Below are 21,357 nucleotides of genomic sequence, written 5' to 3' on the forward strand. Positions count from 1 at the left end.
GGTCCTGGATGCGGTCACGCAGTGGTGCCTTTCGTCAATTCAACAGGCTTCCATAACGTATAGACCGGGGGCCGGGTCCAGCGGTTCGAAGTCCTTGTTCCCCAGCTTTGCGGGCGCCTTCTTCTTGTCGCCCGCGCGGGCCTGCACCCATTCTGTCCAGAACGGCCACCAGCTCCCGGCGACTTCCTCCGTGCCCTTCAGCCATTCGTCGGCGGTTTCGGGGAGCTTCTTGCGGCCATCCTTCTGAACGAAATACTTCGCTTTCGGATTGCCCGGCGGGTTGAGGATCGCCTGCATATGGCCCGACTGGCTCAGCACGTAGGTCACGTCCTTCGAGCCGAACAGGCGGGTGGAGCGATAGGTCGCTTTCCACGGGGTGATGTGGTCGGTCACGCCGCCGAGAATGAACAGGTCGCTGGTCACCTTGCTGAGGTCGATCTTGTGGTCGACCATCTCGACCTCGCCCTGTTTGGTGAAGGCGAGCGTTTCGTAGACGGTCAGGAAGTCGCCCATCAGGCTGGCCGACAGATTGGTCGCATCGGCGTTCCAGAACAGCACGTCGAAGGCGGGCGGGTCCTGGCCGAGCAGATAGTTGTTGATGACGTAGTTCCAGACGAGATCGTTGGGCCTGAGCCAAGCGAAACCGCGGGCGAGATCGTCACCCTTGATCACGCCTTTCTTCGCGGCGCGGCGCTTGGCCAGCGCAAGGCCGTTTTCGCTGACGAGCGAGCCTGCCTCGATATCGTTCTGCTTCGGGTGCAGCACACACACCATCAGCGTCAGCGCGCCGAGCAAGTCGTCTTCGTCCGAGGCCATCTTGCTGGCCAGCATCGAGGCGGTCTGGCCGCCCGAACAGCCGGCCGAGACATTGACCTTCTTGCTGCCGGTAATCTTGCTGACTGCCTCCATGGCTTCGCGGCAGGAGTTGACGTAATCGGCCATGTCCCAATGGCCCTGTTCTTTCGACGGGTTCTTCCAGCTGATGACGAAGGTCTGGATGCCGTTGTCGAGCTGGAATTTAACCACCGACTTCTCAGGCGATAGGTCGTTGATGTACATCTTGTTGATCTGCGGTGGGATGGTGAGCTGCGGGATTTCGTAGACCTCGTCGGTCGTCGGCGCATACTGGATCAGCTCCATCATCTCGGTGCGCAGGACGACCGAGCCTTTCGATGTCGCAATGTTTTCGCCTAGCTTGAAAGGCTTCTTGTCCACCTGGCTGACCATGCCCTTGTTGTGGACCATGTCGTCATAGGCGTTCTTGAGGCCCTTGATGAGGCTCAGCCCGCCGCTGGTGATCGCCATCTTCTGGGCACTGGGGTTACCGAGCAGCGTGTTTGTCGGCGCGAGGCCGTCGATGATCATGTTGGAAACGAACCGCGCCCGGTCCTTCTCCAGCTCGTCCAGTTCGAGGTCCTCCAGCCATTGCGCCGCGCCCTTCTGCACGGCGAGATAATATTGCATGCCTGCGCGCATGAAGGGGTTGTACTGCCACGCCGGGTCCTGAAATCGCTTGTCCTTCGGGTGCGGGGCGAGGTCGCTCTTGCCGGTCATGATCTTGATCATGTCCTGACCCATGTCCTGGCTGTGCTTCATCAGGCGCTGGGGGTCCGACGCGGTTTCGCGCAGCATCACGGCGACGGCACCGAAAATGTCTTCGCGGGTCAGCCCGACGAGGGGGCCGAGCGCGCTGGTGGATTGAGCGGCTTCGTCTTCAAGCTTCGGCATGGGCGGTGTCGTTCCTCTCCAAAGGTATTTTTTCTCTGACCCTGCGGCAGCAACGGGTGATGCGACCGCCGCGTTCCGAATGCAAGCAGGCTAAAGCGGCCCGCGCGCGGCGATCATGCTCGCGACATCGACGAACTTCTCGCGCGGTGCACCTTCGCGGGCAGCGGCCTCTTCCGCCTGCTCGATGTTCTGCCAGTCCCGGAAGGTCACTACGTCGAGCCCGCGCTTCTCGACCAATTCGTCGAAGCCCTCGCGGCCTTTCTTCCGTTCGCCCGCGCCGATGTCCGCCTCGACCAATTCGATCACGGCATAACCGTCGGGGCGATTGGTGCCGATGGTGCCCGACGGCCCCCGCCGCGCCCAGCCGACGCAATAGAGCCCGGGCAGAATGCGCCCATCGTCATTGGCGAAGCGGCCCGCCCGCTCGTCGAACGGCACGCCTTCGATCGGCGACGAGCGATACCCGATGCATGTCACCACCAGATCGGCGGGGATGGAATAGGTCTCCCCTGTCGCCACTGCGCGTCCGGCCTCGACCCTGGTCCGCTCGACCTCGACCGACGTGACCCTGCCGTACTCGCCGTGAAAGGCCGTGGGGCTGGCAAAAAAGTCGAACTCGATCGCAATCGGTTTTTCGCCATGGATGTTCTGCGGGATCGCGGCGAAATCGCGCAGGAGCGTCACCGATTTGCGCAGGCCTGGTTCGAGGATCGAGTCGTCATCGACCGGCGGCAGATCGGATTTATCGACCTGCGGGCTGGCCCGTTCGAGATGCATGAGTTCGCCCAGTTCCTTGGGCGTCATCATGATCTGGTGAGGGCCGCGTCTACCGACGATCGTAATGGTTTCCATATTCGACGCCGCCAGCGCATCGAGCGCATGGGCGACGATGTCGGAGCCTGCAAACTCCTGTTCAGATTTCGAGAGCATGCGCGCGACGTCGAGCGCGACATTGCCCATGCCGATCACCACGGCATGCCGACCGGAGAGGTCCGGCGCCAGGTCGGCAAACTGCGGATGGCCATTGTACCAGCCCACGAACGCCGCGCTGCCGAAGACGTTCGCAAGATCGTGTCCGTCGAGGTTCAGCTGCCGATCGTTCGGCGCTCCGGTGGCGAGGATGACCGCGTCATAGAGAGACTGCAGTTCCGCTATCGAAACGTCGCTGCCGACCGATACATTGCCGACGAAGCGGACGTTATCCGACAAGGCCGTCTTCTCGTATCGCCGCGATACGAGCTTGATCGACTGGTGGTCGGGCGCGACGCCCGTCCGGATCAGGCCGTAGGGGACCGGCAACTGGTCGAACACGTCGACCCGGACTTCCTCGCCCCATTTCTTCGCTGCGGCTTCCGCCGTGTAGTAGCCCGCAGGCCCCGAGCCCACGATCGCGATATGCCGCATCAAGGTCCTCCCCCGAGAAACGCGCAGTCACACTGCACAAGCCAGCCCATGCTGGCAAGCGCCTGCCGCAGCCGCGCAGTGGGGACGGCATGCGATGGTTATCCGTTTGGAAAGAAATTCGCCCTAGTGAGGCCAGTCACATGGACCTCGCACCCGATCGGGCGCGACGTCGACTAGCGGATAGGGATTGCCAATGGCTGGCTTTTTCTCGCGCGGTGCGCGGGCAAGGAAGGAAATAGAGGAAGAAGCAGCGGAGAGCGAGCTGAAGCTGATCAGCCACGCCGATCTGCGGCGCCGCGTCCAGCTGCTGGATTCTTTCGAGAATGCCGGTCTCGGCTGGTTCTGGGCCACCGACGGCCAGGGCCGTCTGATCTATCTGTCCGAAAATGCGCTCGAGAAGCTCGGTGAGGATGGAGCCTCGCTGATGGGCAAGCAATTGACCGAGGTTTTCGAACCGGAGACGGATGAAAGTCTGGATCAGCAAGTTCAGCGGCCGCTGCCGTTCCTGCTCGGAGCGCGCAACTCGATTTCGCAGTTGGTCGTCAAGGTCATCGCCGGAAACCGCGTGCAATGGTGGGAGATTGCCGGCAAGCCGCAATTCGATGCACAGCAGGAATTCGTCGGCTATCGAGGTAGCGCGAAGGACGTCACGGCCACGTTCCAAAGTTCCAAGGATGCCGAACGGCTGTCGCAATACGACTCGCTGACCGGTCTTGCGAACCGCCACCGGATGACGAAGCGGCTGACATCGATTCTGACCGCATTCCGCAATTCGAAGCGCAGCTGCGCGCTGCTGATGCTCGATCTCGACCGCTTCAAGCAGGTCAACGACACGCTGGGACACCCGGCTGGCGACGAATTGCTCCGCCAGGTCGCCGCTCGCATCGAGAAGGTCATCGGCAACCGGGGCGAAATCGGACGGCTCGGCGGCGATGAATTCCAGATCATCATTCCCGACATGGATGATCGGGGCGAGTTGGGGGAGCTGGGCCAGCGCCTCATCCAGATGATTTCGCAGCCCTATCAGATCAGCGGCTCGCGCGCCGTCATCGGGACCTCCGTGGGTATCGCAGTGTCGCCTTATGACGGTGTCGAAACCGACGAGCTGGTCAAGGCTGCCGACCTTGCACTTTATGCGGCCAAAGGCGGTGGGCGCGGCCAGTACCGTTTCTATCATATCGATTTCACAGACGGCGCGAAGCATCGCCGAGAAATCGAGGAGGATCTGCGCGACGCCCTCGAGAATGAATCGCTGGAGATGTATTACCAGCCGATCGTCGAATCCAAGACCAACAAGCTCAAGTGCCTGGAAGCGCTCATGCGGTGGGAGCATCCGGAGCGCGGCTTCGTCTCGCCGGGTATCTTCATTCCGGTCGCCGAAGATATCGGCCTTATTACCGAGCTGGGCGAATGGGCCCTGCGCCGCGTATGCTTCCAGGCCAAGGAATGGCCGCTGGAATTGCGAGTGGCCGTCAACGTCTCCGCCATCCAGTTCGCGCGGGACGACTTTCCGGAACTGGTGAAATCCATCCTCCTGGAGACGACACTGGAGCCGCATCGGCTCGAGCTGGAAATAACCGAAAGCGTTTTCGTCGGCGATCCGAAGCGTACGCAAGAAAAATTCGAGGAGCTCAAGCGCCTCGGCGTGCGCCTCGCGCTGGACGATTTCGGAACCGGCTACAGCTCGCTAAGCTATCTCCAGTACGCACCGTTCGACAAGATCAAGATCGACCAGAGCTTCGTCCGCGGTGCGACGGAGAAGGGGAATAACAATCCTGCGATCATGAGCGCGATCGTGAATCTGGCCGAGTCCCTCAAGATGGAAACGGTGGCCGAGGGCGTCGAGACGAAGGACGAGTTGACGCTGGTGACCGAACGCGGCGCCAGCCACGTGCAAGGCTTCATTTTCTCGCAGGCTATTTCGCAAGAAGAGTTGCTCGAGCGACTGGAACGCAAAGACGTGTTCTTCGAACCGCGCGGCCCGGAGAAATATCGCGCCGAACGAAAATCGGTCTATCGCAAGATCAAGCTGATCCACGACGACCACGTTTACAACGTCACTCTTCGCAATCTTTCGAAGACCGGCGCGATGATCGAAGGCTTGCTCGATGTTCCGGTAGATACGCCGGTGGTCCTCAATCTGGGCGGTGGCCAGCTGGCCGTCGCAAAGGTCAGGCGCTCGGACGGATCGATCCAGGGCGTGGAGTTCGAATCCCCGTTGATCAGCGATGGGGCCGACGGACTGTGTACTCGTCACCGCGTTTCGCCCTACCAGATCGAAGCAGCCGGCAAGCCGTTGGCGAGCCTGCCGGAGGACCCGTACGAATTGCTCAAGCTGGAGATGTCGGGCGGCGGCATGAGACCGCGCAGTTTCCTTCAAGTCGACAGCTCCTCATCGCGGAAGAAATAACCCTTCGAACCAAGTCGCGGCTGGTCGGTGTTAGCCAAAAAATAACCATTGTCGGCTAGCTCGTATTCATAACGTCATTGCCGTGAGGTAAGCAGAGTATGGGGGCGATGCCCTTCTCGGAACTCTTCAAGGGAAAGAAGCCTTCGGGCGCACGCAGCAGCGTGTCTCCCGATGGCGTGAGTGCCGATGAAAAGGCTGCCGTTGTCGAGCAAATCGAAGACAGCGGCGCTTACGGCTTCTGGACTACCGACGGCCGTGGCAATGTGGCCTATCTCAGCCGCTGGATCGTTGAGGCTGTCGGCAAGGATTTCGCCGCGCTGGTCCACCAGCCGATGCAGCACGTTTTCTCGCCGGTCGAAGGCGAGATCGACGGGCGCTCGCTCGGCCTCAAGCTCGGCACGCGCAAGAGCTTTTCGGGGCTGGCGGTCAAGGCGGAAACCGACGGCGGCAAGCTGGTGTTGCGGCTCAGCGGCCGCCCCCTTTACGACGCTGCCGGCGACTTCCTTGGCTTCCGCGGTACCGCGATCGATGTGACCGAGGAATTCGTTGCGGAAGAAGAGGCCAATCGCCTCGCCAAATACGATTCGCTTACCGGTCTCGCCAATCGCCACCGCATGGAACAGCGCATCGACTCTACGCTGCATGCTTTCAAGAGTGCCGAACGCGCCGCAGCGCTGATGATGCTCGACCTCGACAAATTCAAGCAGGTGAACGACACGCTCGGCCATGCCGCCGGCGACCAGCTGCTGCAGCAGGTGGCCGACCGCCTGCGCGGGGCTGTGGCAGGGCGCGGCGAAATCGGCCGGCTTGGCGGCGACGAATTCCAGATACTCATTCCCGACCTCGACGACCGCGGCGAATTGGGCGAGATCGCGAAGCGGATCATCCAGATCCTTTCCCAACCCTATTCGGTCGAAGAAGGCCGCTGCACCATTGGCTGCTCTGTCGGCGTCGCGGTCGCACCGTATGACGGGGTGGAACGGGAGGAGCTGACCCGTGCAGCCGACCTCGCGCTTTATGCCTCGAAGAATGGCGGTCGCGGCCAGTTCCGCTTCTATGCCGGCGATCTGGAGCACGAAGCGACGCTCCGCAAGCGGATGGAAGAGGACCTGGCAGAGGCCATCGAGGCCGGTCATTTCACGCTGGAATACCAGCCCGTCGTGTCGCTGGCGGACAACCGCGTCACGGCGCTCGAAGCGCAATACTGCTGGTCCGATGAGGATCGGGGACGTGTAGAGCCGGAGACTTTCCTGCCGGTGGCGGAAGGCAGCCGGCTGATCGTACCGATCGGGGAATGGGGCCTGCGAAAGGCCTGCGAAGATGCGATGAATTGGCCGGATTCACTGATCGTCTCTCTGCAAATCTCGCCAGTGCAATTCGAGACCAGCGGCTTTGTCGACACCGTCGAGCAGGCGCTGGAGGCGACCGATCTCGATCCTGCACGGCTCGAGTTGCGACTGCCGGAATCGGTCCTTCTGGGCGACGGATCGAAGGTCGATGCAGCGCTCGCGCGGCTATTCAAGCTAGGTGTGCGCCTTACGCTCGACCAGTTCGGAAGCGGCCTGTCGTCGCTCAGCTATCTGCGCCGGGCGCCGCTTAACGCGCTCAGGATCGGCGAGGAATTCTTCGAACCCGTCATGGGCAACGACCTCGGCGATATCGAACTCGTCCGCGCCGTCGTCGCGCTCGCAGGTGCCATGGGGATGGAAACCGTTGCTTCCGGCGTCCATGCGATGAAACTGATGGAAGAACTGAAGCAGCTTGGTGTCTATCATGCCTGCGGCTTCGTCTACTCGGGCGCACTGACGGCTGAGCAGGTGCTGGAGGACATCGCCGACGGTGATTGGACGATTGCTCCCAGCGATGCGGGTACCCAACGTGCGACTCGCCGCACGGTGTTCCGAAAGATCGGCCTTATCCACGAGGACCATTATTACGATGTGACGCTGCGCAATCTTTCGCGCACCGGGGCGATGATCCAGGGGCTGGAGGATGTGCCTGCCGGGACCATGTTCGTGCTCGACTTTGGGCAAGGCCAGCTCGCAGTATGCACCGTCCGCCGCTCTATGGATGACACGCAAGGTGTGGAATTCGAGCAGGAACTGGTCGACGATGGGGCAGGGGGGCTGTGCACCCGCCATCGGGTGAGTCCCTACGAGCTGGCAACTGCCGGTGCGCCGCTGCAGGCCCTGCCGCCGGGCAAATACGCTCCGGCTAGCGGCTTGGCCACGGGCGGGTCCTACGCGCAATTCAAGCTCTCGGCGAATGCGCCGAAGCAGCAGGCGGCTTGATCTCTATTACGATACCCGGCTTTCGATCGACGAAGAGCTTGAAATAAGCGGACCTGGACCGGATCAGTCTTCGCCGTGAACCTGGGCTCTGGCAAAAAGCACTTTCCTACACGCATTGCTGCTGACACGGGTCTGGTTCGTCGCTAATTGCGCGGGCGATGACTGACCTTTCGAAGATCCGCAATTTCTCGATCATAGCCCATATCGACCATGGCAAGTCGACGCTGGCCGACCGGCTGATCCAGCATTGCGGAGGGCTGACCGATCGCGAGATGTCCGAGCAAGTGCTTGATAACATGGACATCGAGAAGGAGCGCGGGATCACCATCAAGGCGCAGACCGTGCGCCTCGACTACACCGCCAAGGATGGCGAGACCTATGAGCTCAACCTCATGGACACGCCCGGCCATGTCGATTTCGCCTACGAGGTCTCCCGCTCCCTCGCCGCGTGCGAAGGCGCGCTGCTGGTGGTGGACGCGGCGCAGGGCGTCGAGGCCCAGACCCTCGCCAATGTCTACCAGTCGATCGAGCACGATCACGAAATCGTCCCCGTCATCAACAAGATCGACCTCCCCGCCGCCGAGCCCGACAAGGTCCGCGCGGAGATAGAAGACATCATCGGCCTCGACGCATCCGACGCCGTCCTCACCTCCGCCAAGTCCGGCATCGGGATCGAGGACACGCTCGAGGCGCTCGTCGCCCGCATCCCGCCCCCCACGGGCGACCGCGACGCGCCGCTCAAGGCCATGCTCGTCGACTCTTGGTACGACCCTTACCTCGGCGTCGTCATCCTCGTGCGCGTGATGGACGGGGTCATCAAGAAGGGCCTCAACGTCAAATTCATGCAGGGCGGCACGCAGCACCTGATCGACCGCGTCGGCTGCTTCACCCCCAAGCGCACCGACCTGCCCGAGCTCGGCCCCGGCGAGATCGGCTTCATCACCGCGCAGATCAAGGAAGTCGAACAGGCCAAGGTCGGCGACACGATCACCACGCTGAAGGGCGGGGCGGAAAAGGCGCTGCCGGGCTACAAGGAAGTCCAGCCCGTGGTCTTCTGCGGCCTCTTCCCGGTCGACGCGGCGGATTTCGAGAAGCTGCGCGAAAGCATCGGCAAGTTGCGCCTCAACGATGCCAGCTTCAGCTACGAGATGGAAAGCTCCGCCGCGCTGGGCTTCGGCTTTCGCGCCGGCTTCCTCGGCCTGCTGCACCTGGAGATCATCCAGGAACGCCTCTCCCGCGAATACGACCTCGACCTCATCACCACGGCCCCCTCCGTGGTCTACCGCGTCCACCTCGGCCATACGAAGAACGAGGACGCGCAGACGATCGACATCCACAATCCCGCCGACTGGCCCGACGTCAACCGAATCGAGACGGTGGAGGAACCGTGGATCAAGGCGGTGATCTACACGCCCGACGATTATCTCGGCGCGATCCTGAAACTGTGCCAGGACCGCCGCGGCATCCAGACCGACCTCACCTATGTCGGCGGCCGCGCACAGGTGAGCTACGAGCTGCCGCTGAACGAGGTGGTGTTCGACTTCTACGACCGCCTGAAATCGATCAGCCGCGGCTATGCCAGCTTCGATTACGAACAGATCGGCCTGCGCGAAGGCGACCTCGTGAAGATGAACATCCTCGTCAACAACGAGCCGGTCGACGCGCTATCGCTGATCGTCCACCGCAGCGTTGCGGAAGAGCGCGGCCGCGGCATGTGCGAGCGCCTGAAAGACCTCATCCCGCGCCATCTGTTCAAGATCCCGATCCAGGCGGCGATCGGCGGCAAGATCATCGCCCGCGAAACCATCGCCGCCCTGCGCAAGGACGTGACCGCCAAGTGCTACGGCGGCGACATCACGCGCAAGAAAAAGCTGTTGGAAAAGCAGAAGAAGGGCAAGGCACGAATGCGCGAGTATGGCAACGTGAGCATCCCGCAGGAGGCGTTTATCGCCGCGCTGCGGATGGGGGAGGAATAGATCAAGATGAGCGAGAAGTTCGACAGCGCTTTAAAAGAGATATTCGAATGTTCGCGAGGGGCTTTCTCTGTTGTTACAGCGGATGAGAACAAGAAGAGCCAGTTAACGTTCGTGGGGCCGGAACAGGATATCGCTGAGGAGCTCATCCCAGACATCGAACTTCGGGTCGGGAACAAGAACGAAATAGAAGCCGCGGCGGGATCGAAGCAGGTGAAGGTCAGGCGATGGCCTGACGGCGCTGAGATCGACTTGACGGTCGGCTATAAGAAAAAGAAGGGTCAGAAGTCGAATGAACTTCGAATGTACCTAAACCGTGACTTTAAACCCGCTCCTGGTATCAACTGGTGTGTTTTTGATCGGGACGGTCAGCTGTGGGTGGGTCAGTTTTCCCCGAATGCGTTTCAATTGGGCGTCAACGCTCCTGAAAAGTTGACCAAATCAATTCGCCCTTTGCTCGAACCGGAATTGGATGATTTTCAAGAAACCGTCAATTCTCCTGACGTAAAGTCCGTTCAGAGTGTTTTGACGCGCTGGAAAAGAAATCCCAAAGTTGCAGCAGAGGCGCTGAGCAGAGCAAAATACGAATGTGAGATTTTCCCTGACCTTCAGACGTTCAAGATCAAGGGGAAAAACAGGCCATTTATGGAGGCTCATCATCTCATACCCATGAAGGTCCAACCAGAGTTTGAGGTTTCTCTTGATCAGACTGTCAACATCTGTTGTTTGAATCCGCTCAGCCACAGAATGCTGCACCACGCGGAGTACGAAGAGATTAAAGACGTGGTTTCCAAACTTTGCGGTGCGCGTGAGGATTTTCTAAAAGAGTTGGGGATTTCGTCTGACGATGTATTAGGTTTCTACAGCTGATCCGCGGATAGTTACGAAATCTGTTTCAGTGGAGCGGATAGCTACAGAAAGTAGTTCGGCAACTTTATTGGTTTCGAGGCGCTGCCGTCCCTTCAGTGCACATTCCCACACTTCGACAACTCGCCAATTCATCGACAAGAGTTCTGACCTAATCCTCCCATCACGCGATTGATTCGCTGCGATTTTTCCCTTCCAAAATTCCGTTCGACTTTTTGGCAATCGGAAGAGCGGGCAGTCCTCATGTCCGTGCCAGAAACAGCCATGCACAAGGATGACGGTGTTCCATCTTGGCAAGACAATATCGGGCTTTCCCGGCAGATCTTTGCGGTGCAATCGAAAACGGTAACCAAGACTGTGAATGATTCGCCGTACGACAAGTTCTGGCTTGGTGTTCTTCGCACCAATCCCCGCCATCATCTCCGAGCGTTTCGCCGGATCGACAATATCAGCCAACGGCCGCCTTGCTCTGGCCCGCTTCCAGCCTGTTGGACAGTTCCAACATAGCGTTCGCTATCGAGCGAATAACTGGCACCGATACCGAATTGCCAAACTGGCGATACAACTGGGTATCTGAGCAGGCGCTCAGGTCGAACCAGTCCGGGAAGCCTTGAATACGTGCACATTCGCGCGGTGTCAGGCGACGCGGATTGAGGCCCATATCCGACTGGTCGATCAATATCTCGCGGCCATCCTTATAGTAGCGCGAGGTGATCGTATTGCAGTATTCGTCTTCGCTTCCGAATACCTTGTGACCGAAACCGTTACCTTTTGCCTCGTGTCGCGCCATGCGCCGGATCAGACCTTCCCAGAGACGGTCCGAGATCGTGTATCGTGCTACCTCATTCGAACCTTCCGGTTCTAGCGCATCCACCAGTCTTGTCGCGGTTTCCCTTTCTTGAAGATTGGTGAAAACTTCCGAGGCATCGACATTGCCGTAGTGGTCACGATCAAAGCCGACGATGTAAACACGCTCCCGACGCTGTGGCACACCGAATTCGGTGGCAGACAGAACTTTGAAATCGACGGAATAATTGAGCTTCTTTTGGAGCGATTTCCGCGCTTCGAGCGACATCGGGATGTCATCGGGAATAGGCGGGGCATCGCCGTTGAGAATCGCAAGAATGGTTTCGAGAGTGCGACCTTTGTCGTGCCCTCTCAATTGCTTGACGTTCTCGAGTAGAAACATTTTGGGACGCCATTCAGCCAGGATCCGCTGGATCTCGAAAAACATAGTCCCGCGCGTATCGAAGAAGCCACGCTTCAGTCCAGCATTTGAAAATGCCTGGCAGGGAAAACCGCCGAGCAGAATGTCGTGTTGACCGATTTCCTTGGATGCAATCTTCGTGATATCGCCATGCGGCCGATCTTCGAAGTTTACCTCGTAGGTGTCGCAGGCAAAGCGGTCCCACTCTGAAGAAAAAACACATTCGCCGCCTAATTCATCGAACGGAATTCGCATTCCGCCGATACCTGCAAAAAGATCAATGAACCGAAAGTTCGGCGATTGAACCTCACTTGGCTTTTCGATGGCCAAAGCGTCTTTGAGCTGCATATCCGACCTCGGTTGTTGTTCGCGGACACGATATGTTCTGCGGGACTCACTGGCAAGGGCTAGCAAACCTAAACGGTCCGGATCGGTTGCTTTTCCACGACTGCCTAATCCCACCCCTCATCCTTCAACCGCCGCACCCTCGGTGCGTCGTCCTCGCTCTCCTCCACCTCGCGCCTGCGCCAGTCGGGTGGGGGTAGGGCGGGCGGCTCATCCTCGCCCTCGTCCGCGACCGCCGCATAGTCCTCGGCGTCGGGGTCGACATAGAGGGCGTGGTCCGGGTCGTCCCAGCAGCGGTAGCCTTCGGCTTTGTCCAGCCGCTCCAGCCGCAGATATTCCTCATAGGCGGCGCGGGTGCGGGGGCTTAGCTGGTCGTACCAGTCCTCGCGCATCTTGTTGAGCTTGGCGTTGAGCTTTTCGAAGGCCTCGGCCTCGCCGGCGGGTTCGGCGGCCTTGCGTTCGGCCTCCCACTCGGCGCGCCATTCCTTCTTCTTGCGCTTCAGCTCCATCGTGCCGATCGCGTTCAGGCCTTTTGCGCGGCCTTCCGTAAAGCGCTCGGGCGCGCGGTTGCGGAGCATGAACATCAGCAGGCGGTCGTTATAGACGGTGCGGCTGCCGAGGAGCTTGCCGTAGGAGTACACCGGCTGCTCCACCCCGTTGAGCGCGCGGTCCATCGCGACATCCTCGATCCGCTGCACGCCGAGGTCGAGCGCGGCGGCCCAGGCCTTGCGGAAGCTCTCCGCGCCTTTCTGGCGGCGCAGGTGATAGGCGCCGACGGTGCTCATGTTGACCGCGCGGCAGGCGGCCTCGACGCTGCCGGTATCGGCGAGCGCCTCGATGAAGCGGTGCTGGCGGTCGTCGGTCCAGCCGTCATGGCGGTTGGTCTGGCGGGGGACGGGGGTGAAGGCGGGAAGCTCGCCTGCCGGAACGGGGAGGCGGGTCTCGCGGGGGTCTGTGCGTCGGGTCATCCGCGAGCGTGAAGCAGATTTCGGGCGAGTAGGAAAATGGGGGGTAGAGGGGGGGAGGAGTTTTTGTGTTTCGCACCCGCATCCGCGAGCGCGTCCTCGGGGCTATTCCTCCGCTGCGCTACGGGCCCCTGCGGGCGCGCGGTCGCGCTTGCCGGGCCTCCGCCGGCCCGGGATCAGCGCCGACCTTTCCCTCATAGAGAACCGAGGCGAAGCCGAGGCAAGGGCGACCGCCCGCCCGAGCTTATGCGAGGAAGCCAAGCCGCACGGATGTGCGGCGCCCGGCGTTTGAGGGTTTAAAGAAAACTACGCCGCGATATCGCCGAGGAAGTCGTTCACCGCCACCTCGAGCTCGTTCAGTTCGCCGGTGATCTTCGCAAACATGTCCTCCACCCGCACGGCTTTCTCGTCGATCTCCTGCGCAGAGGCGCTGACGGCGGCGATGGTCTCGGCCATGGTGCGCGCGGTCATCGCGGTCTCGTCGATCATGCTGGCGATGGTGGTGACCTGACCCGACTGCGCCTCCATCGTGCGCTCGAAGCTGGAGGTGGTCTGCGAGACCTGGCCGATGCTCTGCGCGATGGCGAGGTTGGCCTGGACCGTGCGTCCGCCGGAGGACTGGATGCCCTCGACCTGGCGGACGATCTCGTCGGTGGCGACCTCGGTCTGCTTGGCGAGCGACTTCACCTCTTCCGCGACGACCGCGAAGCCGCGGCCCGCCTCGCCGGCGTGCGCAGCCTCAATGGTGGCGTTGAGGGCGAGCATGCGGGTGAGGTCGGCGACCTGGCGGATCATGCCGACGACGCTCTCGATCTCGGTGGTGTGCTGGCTGAGCGCGTTGATGACTTCGCCGGCCGCATCCGCCTCGCGCGCGGCATCGGTGCTGACGCGGCTGATCTCGCCGACCGAGCGGCGGGTCGAGTCGATGCTTTCGACCAGCGTGGCGGATTCCTGCGCGGCATTGCCCATCACATTGGCGGACTGTTCGGCCGCGGCGGCGATCTCGGCGGCGTTGGTGGCCATTGAGGCGGTGGAGCGGCGGGCGCGCTGGGCCAGCTTGCTGACCGCGCTGCCGCGCTTGTTGGCATGGCCGACGAGTTCCGCGATGGTGGTGCGGAAGCGCTCGGCGATTTCCTTGCGGCGATCGGCTTCCTTGTAGCGCGCGATGCGATTGACGCGGGCGACGGCAAGTTCGCACGCCATGTGATTGATCGCGCCGAGGACGGTCAATCGTGCAGCCCGCTCCTCAGCATCGGCGGCGTTCTCGACCGCGAGTGCCTTCACCCGGTTGAAGGAGAGGTGCATCAGGGCGATGACGCGATAGGGATCGGTCTTGTTCTCGGTGATCCAGTTGCCGACGCCGGCGGCGACCTTCATCCAGGTATCGTCGATCGTGCGGCCGAAATGCATGATCATGCACTTGCGCATCGCTTCCAGCGTGGCGGCAACATCGAAATCGGGCGGCAGGTCGCCATCGCGGACCTGGGTCGTGAGCCGCTCCTCCATCGGGGCCATGATCCAGTCGAGATGCGGCTCGGCTTCGGCCCAGATGCGCGCGAGGAGTTGCTGTTCCGCCGGCCCGATGTTGAAATATTTCAGCCGTTCTTCGACATTGATCTTGCCGCTGTCCGATTGGATTTGCTGCATGATACTGAAATTCCCCCAAAACCAGATCGGTCAACGATCTAGCCTGGAGGATTTACAGTATAGTTAACGCCGAGTGACGACTGCATCAGGCAGGTCGCGTCTGCCCATTGCCATGGACGAGGTATTTGAAGCTGCACAGTTGCTCCAGCCCGACCGGGCCGCGCGCATGCAGCTTGCCGGTCGCGATGCCGATCTCCGCGCCCATGCCGAATTCGCCGCCATCGGCGAACTGGGTCGAGGCGTTGCGCATGACAATGGCGCTGTCGATGCTGTTCATGAAACGTTTCGCGGCAGCATCGTCCTCGGTCATGATCGCGTCGGTGTGGTGCGAGCTGTAAGTCGACACCCATTCGATCGCATCGTCGATGCCGTTCACCACCTTCACCGAAGCGATGGGATCGAGATATTCGGTGCCCCAGTCTTCATCGGTGGCAGGCGTGATGCGTCCGTCGATCGACACGGCGGTCTCGTCGCCGCGCAATTCGCAATCATTGCCCATGATCTCGGCGAGGCGCGGGATGAAGTCCTGAGCCACGGCCTTGTCGACCACCACGCTTTCGGTGGCGCCGCACACGCCGGTCCGGCGCAGCTTGGCGTTGCGGATGACCTCGGCCGCCTTGTCGAGATCGGCGGCTTCGTGGACGTAGCTGTGGCAATTGCCGTCGAGGTGGAGGAGGGTGGGGACCTTCGCCTTGTCGCGCACCAGCTCGACAAGGCCGCGCCCGCCGCGCGGGATGACGAGATCGACATGCTCGACCGCCTCGAGCAGCGCGGCGACGGCGGCGCGGTCGGTGGTCTGGATCGTCTGCACCGCATCGCCCGGCAGGTCTGCAGCCTTGAGGCCGGCTTGCATGCATTCGACGATCACGCGGGTCGAATGACGGCTTTCCGATCCACCGCGCAGGATCACGGCATTGCCGCTCTTGAGGCACAGGGCACTTGCATCCGCGCCGACGTTCGGGCGGCTTTCGTAGATCATGCCGATGACGCCGATGGGCACGGCGACACGCTGGATTTCGAGGCCGTTCGGGCGCTCGAAGGTTGCCAGCACGCGGCCGACGGGATCGTCGAGATCGGCGATCTCTTCCAGCGCGGAGGCCATGCCTTCGACGCGGTCTTCGGTCAGGCGCAGGCGGTCGATGAAGCTTTCGGGCTTGCTGCCCGCCACGCTGTCGACATCCTTGCCGTTGGCCTCGAGAAGTTCCGCCATGCGCGAACGAAGCGCCTTGGCTGCCTCACGCAGGGCAAGGTTCTTCTGGTCCGTTCCGGCAATCGCCAGTTTGCGCGAAGCTTCGCGGGCGCGGCTGCCGAGTTCGTGGACGTGGATCTGGGGGTCGAGTTTCTGGTCGGTCATAAATCTTGCTTTCTTGTCAGAGGGCGGGAGGCGCGGATCAGCGCAGCTCGACCGCCCGGTTGTAGGCCGCTTCAAGTGTTTCACGCATCTTGCGCGAAATGGTTCCGTCGCCATTCAGCGCATCCAGCCCGGCGGCGGTCGTCCCGCCCTTGCTGCTGACGGAGTTGCGCAGGTCTTCGAGCCCGGCGGCACCCGGCTCCAGCGCCATGGCGGTAGCGCCCTCGATCGTGCCGAGAACCAGAGCGCGGGCTTCGTCTTCGTCGAAGCCCATTTCCATCGCCGCGGCGACGTAGGCGCGCGCGATTTCGAAGACATAGCCGGGGCCGGAGCCGGCGACGGCGGTTACCCGATCGATCTTGTCCTCGCTGTCGACGACGACGGCGGTTCCGGTGCGGCCCATCATCGTTTCGGCATGGGCGAGGGCGGGGCCCCGGCCCTTGTCGTCCGCACACAAGCCGCTGACGCCCTTGCCGACGGCGGCGGGCAGGTTGGGCATCACACGCACTGCGGGGGCGCCGCCCATCAGGCGCGACAGGCGTGAGAGCGAGCAGCCGGCTGCAATAGAGAGCACATAGCCATTCTCGGACAGCATCGAGGCATAGTCGGGCAGGATATCGTCGATCATCTGCGGCTTGATCGCGACGATGACGACATCGAACGTCTCGCTCGCAATTTCGCTGCGATCCGGGACGAGCCGGGCGCCGTCTGGAGCGCTGTCCAGCGCCGGATCGACAACCGTGAACTGCTCGTTCCCTTGCATCCAGTGCGAAAGCAGGGCACCTCCCATCTTGCCGCATCCGACCATGACGATGTTGGAATAAGTAATGACTAGCCTCTTTCGTGTTTAATTCTTGTTTTTGCTTAACAGTGAAATCCGATTTCCGAAGAACGTGACCGGTCTTTTAGTAAGAGAGATTTGCGAAATCGAATTCGCCAAAAAAATCTGCGATCTGTGGTTGTGCACTGCACCATAGATACCTACCATCTGGGTCGAAAATTTCAAGCCGTATGGATTGTCTATTGTGACTAAGAAACGCAAGATTGTTATAAAGATCGGCTCCGCGCTGCTCGCCAACCAGGACATGCTGACCCCGCGCTTCGGCTTCCTCCAGCGCCTCATGGAGGACATGGCGCGGCTTCGTAACCAGGGGCATGAAGTAATCCTGTGTTCGTCGGGATCCGTCGCGCTGGGCTTGCGCATCGTGGGTGAAACGCCCGAGTCCGCCGGAGTTTCCGACAAGCAGGCTGCCGCTGCCTGCGGCATGCCGCTGCTCCTCAATGCCTACAAGCAGGTCGGCTATGAGTTCGGCCTCGAGATTGCGCAGGTTCTGCTGACGCTGGGCGATTTCGAGGATCACCGCCGGTTCCTCAACACGCGCAACACCGTGCATCGCCTGCTCGAAGCGCAAGTCATCCCGATCATCAATGAGAACGATTCCATCACGACCGAGGAAATCCGCGTCGGCGATAACGACCGGCTGGCGGCCAAGGTCGCGCAGATGGTCGGGGCCGAGGATCTGATCATCCTGACCGGCGTCGACGGCCTCTACGATCGCAATCCGGACGATCCCGAGGCGAAATTCGTGCCCGAAGTCACCGATGTCTCCGAATATATGGAGGCCACCAAGGGCAAGAGCACGCTTGGTACGGGCGGCATGGCCACCAAGCTGCAGGCTGCCAACATGGCGCAGGAGGCCGGCTGCACGACATGGATCGCACAGGGTGAGGTCGATCGGCCGCTGACCAGCGTGCTTTCGCAAGAGCGTCGCTCCACCAAAATCCTGCCCTATCCCAATCCGATCTCCGGCTGGGACAGCTGGATTGCCAACCGCCTGCAAATGGCGGGCAGCCTGGTGGTCAACGATGCGGTGTTCGAGACGATGGAAGATCGCGAGCGCGCCATCCGGCGCGAAGACATTATTTCGATGGATGGCGATTTCACCCGCGGCGATGTCCTGCACATCTACGACAAGCAGGGGATCGAGCGGGCGCGCGGCCTCAGCGATTTCACTTCGGAAGAGGTTCGCGTGCTGACCAACAACCCCGATGCGGATGCCGACCAGCTGCTCGGCTATCACACCAAGGGCGAGATCATCCGCGGAGCAAACCTCGTTCCGCTGGAAACGCGGCACCTGTTGTGGGACGCGCCCGCCGCGATTACCGAGTAGACGAAGACCGATAGCAGCAGTCGTCGGTGTTCGCGAAGCGATGGGCACAAGCGCACGAACTTCACTTGGCGTTCAGCAGGGCGCTGGCTATAGGCTGGCCCCATGACCATGCATTCGCGTTCCCCAAGCAAGCTCATCCTCGCCGGTTTCGTGGCCGGAGCCAGTGTTCTCACCGCAGGCTGCGCCGGGCGCGGTGGCGGGGACGACCTGAAGAACACCGCCTATGTCGCGCGCGATGTGGAGACGCTGTATCGGGAGGCGAAGAGCCGGCTGGACGCGGGCAATGCGACGCTTGCCGCAGCCCTGTTCGACGAGGTCGAACGCCAGCACCCCTATTCGCCCTGGGCGCGCCGCGCGCAGCTGATGAGCGCGTTCAGCTATTACGTCGCACAGGAATACAACCCGGCGATCCAGTCGGCCCAGCGGTTCCTTTCGATCCACCCGGGCAACAAGGACGCGCCTTACGCCTATTATTTGATCGCGCTCAGCTATTACGAGCAGATCAGCGATGTGCAGCGCGACCAGAAGATCACCGAACAGGCGCTGACCGCGCTGCAAGAAGTGAATCGTCGTTTCCCGACCACACAATACGCCGCCGATGCGCGGCTCAAGATCGACCTGGTGCAGGATCACCTTGCCGGCAAGGAGATGGAGATCGGGCGGCACTACGAACGGTCCGGCCAGTGGATCGCCGCGCAGATCCGCTTCCAGAACGTGGTCGAGAATTTCCAGACCACCAGCCACACGCCCGAAGCGCTTTATCGCCTGACTGAGACCAGCCTGGCACTCGGCATTCCGAGCGAGGCGCAGAAGTATGCTGCCGTGCTGGGGGCGAACTATCCGGGCAACGAATGGTACGAGAAGGCTTTCGCGCTGATGCAGCGGCACGCGCCGGGCGCCACCGCCAGCTGAGCTTTTCCAGGCTCGATTAACGCTATTTTTCCCGCTGCGTCGGTAGGTGCGGCGGCATGTCTAATCGGGTCCTTTCCACTCTGGCCGTGGTCGCGGCATCGCTTTGCGCGTTCCCGCTCGCGGCCCATCCTGCCGCCGATATGGTCGGCGGAGAGATCGCGGCACCCGGGGAGGTTCGCATCGGCGGCGTCCTCGACGGGCGACGGGACCGCATCGACTTCCGCGATGTCTCCGTCACGATAAACGGTGCCCCTGTCGGCCTTGGGGCGGACGGGCACTTTGCCGCTACTCTGCCCATCGCTCCGATCTACCGCCTCGAAATAGGCGGAGCTGGCGTCTTCACCGCCGTACAGACTTTCGGCCACGCCGAACTGCGCGACGATGCTTGCGATTGTCTCGCCATCCCGGCCATCGAAGTGGTGGCGCGCAAGAAGGGGCGGATCGAGCTGTTCTTCGGCGGCGACACCATGGCGGGGCGCCGCTATTTCGAGCCGTCCTTGGGCCAACGGCAACTGCTGTTCCGCGAAAGTCTCGCCGCCGATCTCGACCGGCTGCTCGCGCCGATGCGGCCCTATATGGAGAGCGCAGACCTGACGTCCGTCAATCTCGAGACGGTATTGGCAGACGAGGCTCCCGGACCGCGCCTGCCGGGCAAGAGCATCACCTTTTTCTCCCCGCTGGAACTGGCCGCGGCGTTAAAACGCGCCGGGGTCGATTACGTCACCCTCGGCAACAATCACATCTACGATTACGGCGAACCGGGTATCGTTTCGACCATCGCCGCGCTGGATTGCGCCGGCCTCGCCCATTCGGGTGCGGGCCATGACGAGACGCTGGCCGATCGAGCAGCCGAGATCCAACTCGGCGGTACCTCGCTCGCCATGCTTGGCTTCGTCGGCTGGGAAGGCTCGAACGGCGCGCACCAAATAGCCACGGCCTCGAAAGGCGGTGCGGCGTTCGGCACGCGCGGGCAAGTTAGGCGCAGCGTCGAGCGCGAGCGCAAGCGCCGCAACGTGCCGGTGCTGCAATATCATGGCGGCGCAGAATATATCGACCGTCCCAGCGAAACCACCGTCGGCCGCTTGCGCGAAGCGGTGGAGCAGGGCGCGCCGCTCGCTATCGGCCATCACCCGCACCTCGTCATGGGCGTGGAGGTCTATCGCAAGGCACTGGTCGCGCCGTCGATCGGCAACTTCCTGTTTGACCAGCAACATCCGCGCACGCATGTGACCTACGCCATCCGCGCGATCCTCGAGAAGGGGCGTTTCCTTCGCGCAGAGTTCGTACCCGTGGGCGTGGTCGACTACCGCCCGATGCCTGCGGTCGGTGCGATGCGCGAGCGCGTGCTGCGCCGCCTCTTCGGTTTCTCCGCCGAACGCGGGACGCAGCTTGCCATGAGTGGCGGGCATGCGGTCGTCTATGCCGACCAGCGTAGCGGCATGGGCGCAAGCTGCCATCGTCGGGCCGCGGACGAATTCACGCTCGCCAATTTTGCACCAGCCTGCGACAGCACGCGGTTGGGCCGTGATGTGATCGGACGGGGCGATTTCGCCATGGCGCGCGAAGGCGATGCGATGGAGCGCGCCTTCATGAGCGACGATGCGGGTCTCGAATTCGCCACCCGCGATGGCGAGGCCTACGCTGTCCTGCGCCCGGAAAAGGCGGCCTCCAGCCCGGCACTCTTCACCCACGCCTACCTGCGCGATGTGCCTGCGGGCGCGTATACTGTGCGGGCGCGGGTGAAGCTGCCGGTGGCGGTGCGGGTCGAGCTGCGCATCAAGGATCGACCACAGCCGGGCGAGCAGCCCAGCGCCCGCTGGCGCGGCGACATCCTCGAAACCCGCGATCTGCCCGCCGCCAAGGCATGGCAGGACGTAAGCTTTGAGTTCGTCAGACCCGACGAGGCGGAGGGCAATACGCGCCCCTTCCGCCCGATCCTGCGCTTCGTTTCGACGGCGCAAAGCGGTAATCTCGAACCGATCGCGATCGACGATTTCGAGGTGATCTCGTGGAGCATCAACGGCTCATCCGAAGCCGACCGCTGGCACGCCTCGCACGTCGTGCAATAATTCACAGCTGCGGCGCC

Annotated in this window: 15 protein-coding genes; 7 read left to right on the forward strand and 8 right to left on the reverse strand. The window is 61.8% G+C overall.

Annotation, left to right across the window (positions count from 1 at the left end):
* Positions 1-39: 39 nt before the first annotated feature.
* Together P8R33_RS08055 and P8R33_RS08060 are read right to left on the reverse strand one after the other, a co-directional pair.
* Positions 40-1,728 (reverse strand): PHA/PHB synthase family protein, encoded by a 1,689-nt coding sequence (locus tag P8R33_RS08055; protein WP_278328461.1) that lies wholly within the window; start codon positions 1,726-1,728, stop codon positions 40-42.
* A 90-nt stretch (positions 1,729-1,818) separates the two neighbouring features.
* Positions 1,819-3,132, reverse strand: a complete 1,314-nt coding sequence (locus P8R33_RS08060; protein ID WP_278328462.1) for an FAD-dependent oxidoreductase — start codon at positions 3,130-3,132, stop codon at positions 1,819-1,821.
* Positions 3,133-3,325: 193 nt separating this feature from the next.
* Here P8R33_RS08060 and P8R33_RS08065 point away from each other — a divergent pair, with 193 nt between their 5' ends.
* The 4 genes from P8R33_RS08065 (at position 3,326) to P8R33_RS08080 (ending at position 10,676) form a co-directional block, all read left to right on the forward strand.
* The gene (locus P8R33_RS08065; protein WP_278328463.1) at positions 3,326-5,542 is read left to right on the forward strand and encodes a putative bifunctional diguanylate cyclase/phosphodiesterase; all 2,217 of its coding nucleotides are present in this window, start codon (positions 3,326-3,328) and stop codon (positions 5,540-5,542) included.
* 98 nt (positions 5,543-5,640) lie between these two features.
* Positions 5,641-7,833: a putative bifunctional diguanylate cyclase/phosphodiesterase gene (locus P8R33_RS08070; protein WP_278328464.1), complete on the forward strand. Its 2,193-nt coding sequence runs from the start codon at positions 5,641-5,643 to the stop codon at positions 7,831-7,833.
* Between the two features lie 158 nt (positions 7,834-7,991).
* Entirely contained in the window at positions 7,992-9,809 is a 1,818-nt protein-coding gene (lepA, locus tag P8R33_RS08075) for a translation elongation factor 4 (protein WP_278328465.1), read from the forward strand.
* A gap of 6 nt (positions 9,810-9,815) precedes the next feature.
* Positions 9,816-10,676 (forward strand): HNH endonuclease, encoded by an 861-nt coding sequence (locus P8R33_RS08080; RefSeq protein ID WP_278328466.1) that lies wholly within the window; start codon positions 9,816-9,818, stop codon positions 10,674-10,676.
* Here P8R33_RS08080 and P8R33_RS08085 read toward each other — a convergent pair.
* The 6 genes from P8R33_RS08085 to P8R33_RS08110 all read right to left on the reverse strand — a co-directional run bounded on the left by P8R33_RS08085 (position 10,659) and on the right by P8R33_RS08110 (position 16,996).
* Positions 10,659-11,129 carry a very short patch repair endonuclease gene (locus tag P8R33_RS08085; protein WP_278328467.1) on the reverse strand — a complete coding sequence of 157 codons (471 nt, stop codon included), beginning with the start codon at positions 11,127-11,129 and terminating at the stop codon, positions 10,659-10,661. The genes P8R33_RS08080 and P8R33_RS08085 overlap by 18 nt on opposite strands.
* Positions 11,122-12,228: a DNA (cytosine-5-)-methyltransferase gene (dcm, locus tag P8R33_RS08090; RefSeq protein WP_278328468.1), complete on the reverse strand. Its 1,107-nt coding sequence runs from the start codon at positions 12,226-12,228 to the stop codon at positions 11,122-11,124. The genes P8R33_RS08085 and dcm overlap by 8 nt, the downstream gene beginning before the upstream one ends.
* A 104-nt stretch (positions 12,229-12,332) precedes the next feature.
* Complete coding sequence (locus tag P8R33_RS08095) at positions 12,333-13,193, reverse strand: hypothetical protein (RefSeq protein ID WP_278328469.1); 861 nt, start codon at positions 13,191-13,193, stop codon at positions 12,333-12,335.
* Positions 13,194-13,496: 303 nt separating this feature from the next.
* Positions 13,497-14,837, reverse strand: coding sequence for a methyl-accepting chemotaxis protein (locus tag P8R33_RS08100; protein WP_278328470.1), 1,341 nt, complete (start codon positions 14,835-14,837; stop codon positions 13,497-13,499).
* 85 nt (positions 14,838-14,922) lie between these two features.
* A complete protein-coding gene (locus tag P8R33_RS08105) occupies positions 14,923-16,191 on the reverse strand; it encodes a glutamate-5-semialdehyde dehydrogenase (protein WP_278328471.1) in 1,269 nt (422 codons plus the stop codon).
* 37 nt (positions 16,192-16,228) lie between these two features.
* Positions 16,229-16,996: a pyrroline-5-carboxylate reductase family protein gene (locus P8R33_RS08110; RefSeq protein WP_278328472.1), complete on the reverse strand. Its 768-nt coding sequence runs from the start codon at positions 16,994-16,996 to the stop codon at positions 16,229-16,231.
* A gap of 217 nt (positions 16,997-17,213) precedes the next feature.
* Here P8R33_RS08110 and proB point away from each other — a divergent pair, with 217 nt between their 5' ends.
* The 3 genes from proB (at position 17,214) to P8R33_RS08125 (ending at position 21,340) form a co-directional block, all read left to right on the forward strand.
* Positions 17,214-18,359 (forward strand): glutamate 5-kinase, encoded by a 1,146-nt coding sequence (gene proB / locus P8R33_RS08115; protein WP_278328473.1) that lies wholly within the window; start codon positions 17,214-17,216, stop codon positions 18,357-18,359.
* A 108-nt stretch (positions 18,360-18,467) separates the two neighbouring features.
* Entirely contained in the window at positions 18,468-19,271 is an 804-nt protein-coding gene (locus P8R33_RS08120; RefSeq protein WP_446532505.1) for an outer membrane protein assembly factor BamD, read from the forward strand.
* A gap of 56 nt (positions 19,272-19,327) precedes the next feature.
* Positions 19,328-21,340 carry a CapA family protein gene (locus P8R33_RS08125; RefSeq protein ID WP_278328475.1) on the forward strand — a complete coding sequence of 671 codons (2,013 nt, stop codon included), beginning with the start codon at positions 19,328-19,330 and terminating at the stop codon, positions 21,338-21,340.
* Positions 21,341-21,357 lie beyond the last annotated feature (17 nt).

The sequence above is a fragment of the Qipengyuania flavescens genome (assembly GCF_029688735.1).
GTDB lineage: Bacteria > Pseudomonadota > Alphaproteobacteria > Sphingomonadales > Sphingomonadaceae > Qipengyuania.